Source organism: Candidatus Schekmanbacteria bacterium (genome assembly GCA_003695725.1).
Lineage (GTDB): Bacteria > Schekmanbacteria > GWA2-38-11 > GWA2-38-11 > J061 > J061.
The window spans coordinates 1-3,999 of the sequence record RFHX01000133.1 but is presented as its reverse complement, the minus strand read 5'-3'; the positions used below and the strand labels follow the sequence as shown (position 1 = coordinate 3,999).

At 36.5% G+C, this 3,999-nt stretch carries 4 protein-coding genes; 1 reads left to right on the top strand and 3 read right to left on the bottom strand.

Going from position 1 to position 3,999, the window contains the following annotated elements; translation table 11 throughout:
• Positions 1-198 precede the first annotated feature (198 nt).
• A complete protein-coding gene (locus tag D6734_05430; protein ID RMF95509.1) occupies positions 199-627 on the top strand; it encodes a hypothetical protein in 429 nt (142 codons plus the stop codon).
• Positions 628-1,036: 409 nt separating this feature from the next.
• Here D6734_05430 and coaBC read toward each other — a convergent pair whose 3' ends face one another.
• The 3 genes from coaBC to D6734_05415 form a co-directional block, all read right to left on the bottom strand.
• Entirely contained in the window at positions 1,037-2,239 is a 1,203-nt protein-coding gene (coaBC, locus tag D6734_05425) for a bifunctional phosphopantothenoylcysteine decarboxylase/phosphopantothenate--cysteine ligase CoaBC (GenBank protein RMF95510.1), read from the bottom strand.
• Positions 2,240-2,270: 31 nt separating this feature from the next.
• Positions 2,271-2,771, bottom strand: a complete 501-nt coding sequence (locus D6734_05420) for a biotin/lipoyl-binding protein (GenBank protein RMF95508.1) — start codon at positions 2,769-2,771, stop codon at positions 2,271-2,273.
• A gap of 18 nt (positions 2,772-2,789) precedes the next feature.
• Positions 2,790-3,999: ATP-grasp domain-containing protein (locus D6734_05415; protein ID RMF95507.1), on the bottom strand; the 1,210-nt coding region annotated here is incomplete at its 5' end.

The following is a 3,999-nucleotide window of genomic DNA, read 5'->3' as shown; positions in this document are numbered from 1 at the left end:
CAGTTTGTTAAAAGCGTTACGATTAAGTGATTAATTTTCAATAAATTACTATATTAATGGTTATATGATAATTTTTTTGTTGCAAAAATTATTTTATTTTGCATATTGGACAAAATATTTGTTATTTTTTGCCCTTCATAAACATTTAAGAATCTATTAACAAATTAAGTAAGTCATTAAAAGGTAGCAATTAATAAGATGAATAGTAAAAAAGAGAAGCTAATTTTAATCATTGTCATTGCTTTATCTGTTTTTTTTATGTCTGTAATACCATTTATTTTGATTTCATTGATTGAAAGAAATGATATAGTCTTTGAAAATTGTTATCTTGAAGAGATTAAAGATTCAGGCGGATTGGCAAAAGTGATAATCTTTTCAGAAAAGGATATCGATAAGCAATTACATTCCGGTGAGGGAGTTAAACTTATAGATTCTGAAAATAAGGAAATTTTTTTTCGCGGTGAAATATTAGAGGCAAATAAAGAAGATATGTCTGCAGATGGGAAGAAAAAGTTTTGTTTGAAAATAAAAATCAGCAAAGAAGAATCAGAAAGAATCCCTCCAGTTGGTAAAAAGGTTGCCATAGTCAAGGCAGGTTTCATAAATTTTTTTGAAATCTTTTCCTGATAAAATCATTTAATTATAATAATAGCAAAAAAAAGGGATGCTCTTGCGAGCATCCCAAAAGGCAGGAGTCAGGAACCAACCTCAACTACATAAGGCACTTCACATTTCTCGGGGAAAACATCGCCTGCCGCTCACAGCAGTCATTTGACAACCTCTCATTCTCATCTTCAACATTGACCATTTCTCAGGAACAATTTTCATCTGTCTCGGCATCATTCATCAATTCATCATCACTTCTTGGCTGTCTTCCGACTGCTATTAAGAATATATGCAGGAATCGTGCCAACTTTTCAAAAATTTTTTAAAGATATAAGATATTGAAATAAAAGAGAATTTAGAAATCGACAAAAAATTAGATCAAAAAATATAAGGTCATATGAGAGAAAAAGTCTCAAAAATGACAAAAAATTTATTTTTCGTGTCTTAAATCTAAGATTTTATCAAGAATGATATCTGCAATTTCATATTTCGGACGGCAATTGATTTCTTCAGGTTTTTTGTTTTTTGCAAGCAGTGTAACTATATTTGTATCAGATTGAAAACCTGCACCCTTTTTACCAATATCATTTGCAACTATCAAATCGCAGTTTTTTTCCTTTAGTTTTTTTGAAGCATTCTTGATTAGATTTTCCGTTTCTGCTGAAAATCCAACAAGAATCTGATTTTCTTTTTTTATTTTTCCCAATTCCTTTAAAATGTCAGGATTTTTTTTAAGGGATAAAACCGTCTTTGCATTCTCTTTCTTAATCTTTTTTGATGATTTGATTTCAGGTGAAAAATCAGAGACAGCGGCCGCTTTTATTATGATTGAAGACTTTTTAGCCCTTTTGAGCACTTCTCTTTTCATTTCTTCTGCAGATGTTATATTTACAATTTCAATATCTTCAGGCACAGGAATCGACACTGGCCCGCTGATAAGTGTTACATCTGCACCTCTTTCCTTTGCCTTCTCTGCTATGGCATAGCCCATTTTTCCGGATGAGGGATTGCTGATAAATCTGAAAGGGTCGATATATTCTCTTGTTGGACCTGCAGTTACAAGGATTTTTTCACCTTTTAGGTCTTTTTTTTTTAAAAGGATATTGCAGACTTTTTCTACGATATCATTTACATTTGCAAGCCGTCCTGTGCCGATTTCGCCGCACGCAAGCTCACCGCTTTCTGGTGGGATTACTATGATTCCAAGTTTTTTTAACGATTCGATATTGGATTGTGTGGTAGGATGATTATACATCTTTGTATTCATTGAGGGGGCTATAACTACCTTCCCGTCATAGGAAAGAAAAAAAGTCGAAAGAAAATCATCTGCTATGCCGTTTGCAAACTTACCTATTATATTCGCAGTGGCAGGCGCAACTAACAAAAGGTCTGTTTCTTTATTGAGGGCTATGTGCTTTATTTCAGTTTCAGAGGGCTCATCGAACATACCTGTTATTACATCTTTTCCAGAAAGATAACGCAGGGTAAGAGGTGTAATAAATCGGCAGGCATTTTCAGTCATTATGACTTTGACTTCTGCTCCTTTTTTAATGAATTCCCGCGTTATCTCGCATGCCTTGTAAGCGGCAATTCCGCCCGTTACTCCTAATGTTATCTTTTTCCCTTTCAACATTTTTGATTTATTTGGCATATATTTAGAGAGATTATTCGATGACTATTATCGGCTCGCCTGCGTTGACAGTTTTACCTTCTTCTGCATTTATCTCTTTGACAACGCCTTTTACTGACGCCTTCAGCTCATTTTCCATTTTCATAGCTTCGATGATTATCAGTCCATCTCCGGCTTCGACTTCATCGCCTTCTTTGACGAGGAGTTTTACGACTTTGCCGGGCATTGGTGCTTTCAATGTTTGTTTCCCCTGCGCGCCTGCTTTTTCCCTCTTTACTCTTCTTGTGCTTCCCTCTTCATAGACTTCCAATTTAAAGGTTTCACCATTTAAATCTACCGTGTAATTTCGGCTCTCATTCTTGAGATTGACAAGATAGGATTTATTGTTGGATATAATGGACAACAAATCATCCTTTAGAAAAAAGGCATCTGCAATTATGCTTTCTTCATTGTCGATTAAGATTTTGTATCCTTTGTCAGTTTTTTCAACTTCAACAGTATGTTGGTCATTGCCAATTAAAATCTCGAACATCATTTTTCACTTCATCCAATTTTATAAACGGTTTCCCCACATCTGCCATTTACCCGCTATCTTCCAGGGACTCTTGTCTTTCCTCTCAGGACTGTGATAAATCGCTTCATCTTCAAGTTTACGCATAGCGCTGATGGCTGCTGAAATCATAGCAATTTTTGCTCCTTCAGGTGAATAATCAGTCTTCTTCTCAATAAATCTTTCAATGAAATTGGTGTAAGTTTCTCCCTTTATGAAGTGTTCATTTGTAATAATCTTTTTAAGAAAAGGTATAGTGGTGCTTATACCAGTTATTGTGTATTCATTGAGAGCCCTCAACATTCTCAATCTTGCTTCTTCTCTATTTTTACCCCAGACAACGAGCTTTGAGATGAGAGGGTCGTAATGCACTGAAACAGCATAGCCGGGATAAGCGCAGGAATCCAGCCTTACGCCGCATCCCCCCGGTGTCCGGATGCTGTATATAGTCCCCGGAGAGGGGAGAAAGTTATTGTCAGGATTTTCTGCATAAATTCTACATTCCATCGATGAGCCATGTTGAAACAAATCTTCCTGCCTGAAATCGAGTTCTTCACCTGCGGCAATCCTTATCTGTTCTTGGACAATATCAATACCTGTAACAATCTCTGTGATTGCATGTTCTACCTGAAGCCGCGTATTCATTTCAAGAAAATAGAAATTCTTGTTTTCATCGACAAGAAATTCAATAGTGCCTGCATTTGTATAACCAACAGCTTTTACAATCTTCAATGCGGCTTCGCCCATTTTTTCCCTCAATTCCTCATCAACGAAGGGTGAGGGTGTTTCTTCTATTATCTTTTGATGCCTTCTCTGAATTGAGCATTCCCTTTCAAAGAGGTGGACAGCGTTTCCCTTTTCATCTGCAAGAACTTGAATTTCAATATGGCGTGGATTTTCAATATATTTCTCGATATAGACAGTTTCATCTCCGAAAGCTGACATTGCTTCTGACCGTGCCGCCCTAAGTGCCGAAGGAAGCTCATCTTTGTTTCTTACTATACGCATCCCTTTCCCGCCGCCGCCTGCTGCAGCTTTAACCATAACAGGGAATCCTATCTTTTCAGCAATAGAGAGAGCTTCATCATCATTTGTGTCATCAGTAGTGCCCGGAATTACGGGAATACCATTTTCAGTAATAAATTTCCTTGCAAATGTCTTGTTCCCCATTTTTTCTATTACATCCGCAGGCGGTCCAATGAATTTGATATTT

What these genes read in the sequence shown, in the direction of transcription:
- coaBC (RMF95510.1), bottom strand. Translation starts at nt 2,239, where the DNA reads ATGTTGAAAGGGAAAAAGATAACATTAGGAGTAACGGGCGGAATTGCC.
- D6734_05430 (RMF95509.1), top strand. Translation starts at nt 199, where the DNA reads ATGAATAGTAAAAAAGAGAAGCTAATTTTAATCATTGTCATTGCTTTA.
- D6734_05420 (RMF95508.1), bottom strand. Translation starts at nt 2,771, where the DNA reads ATGATGTTCGAGATTTTAATTGGCAATGACCAACATACTGTTGAAGTT.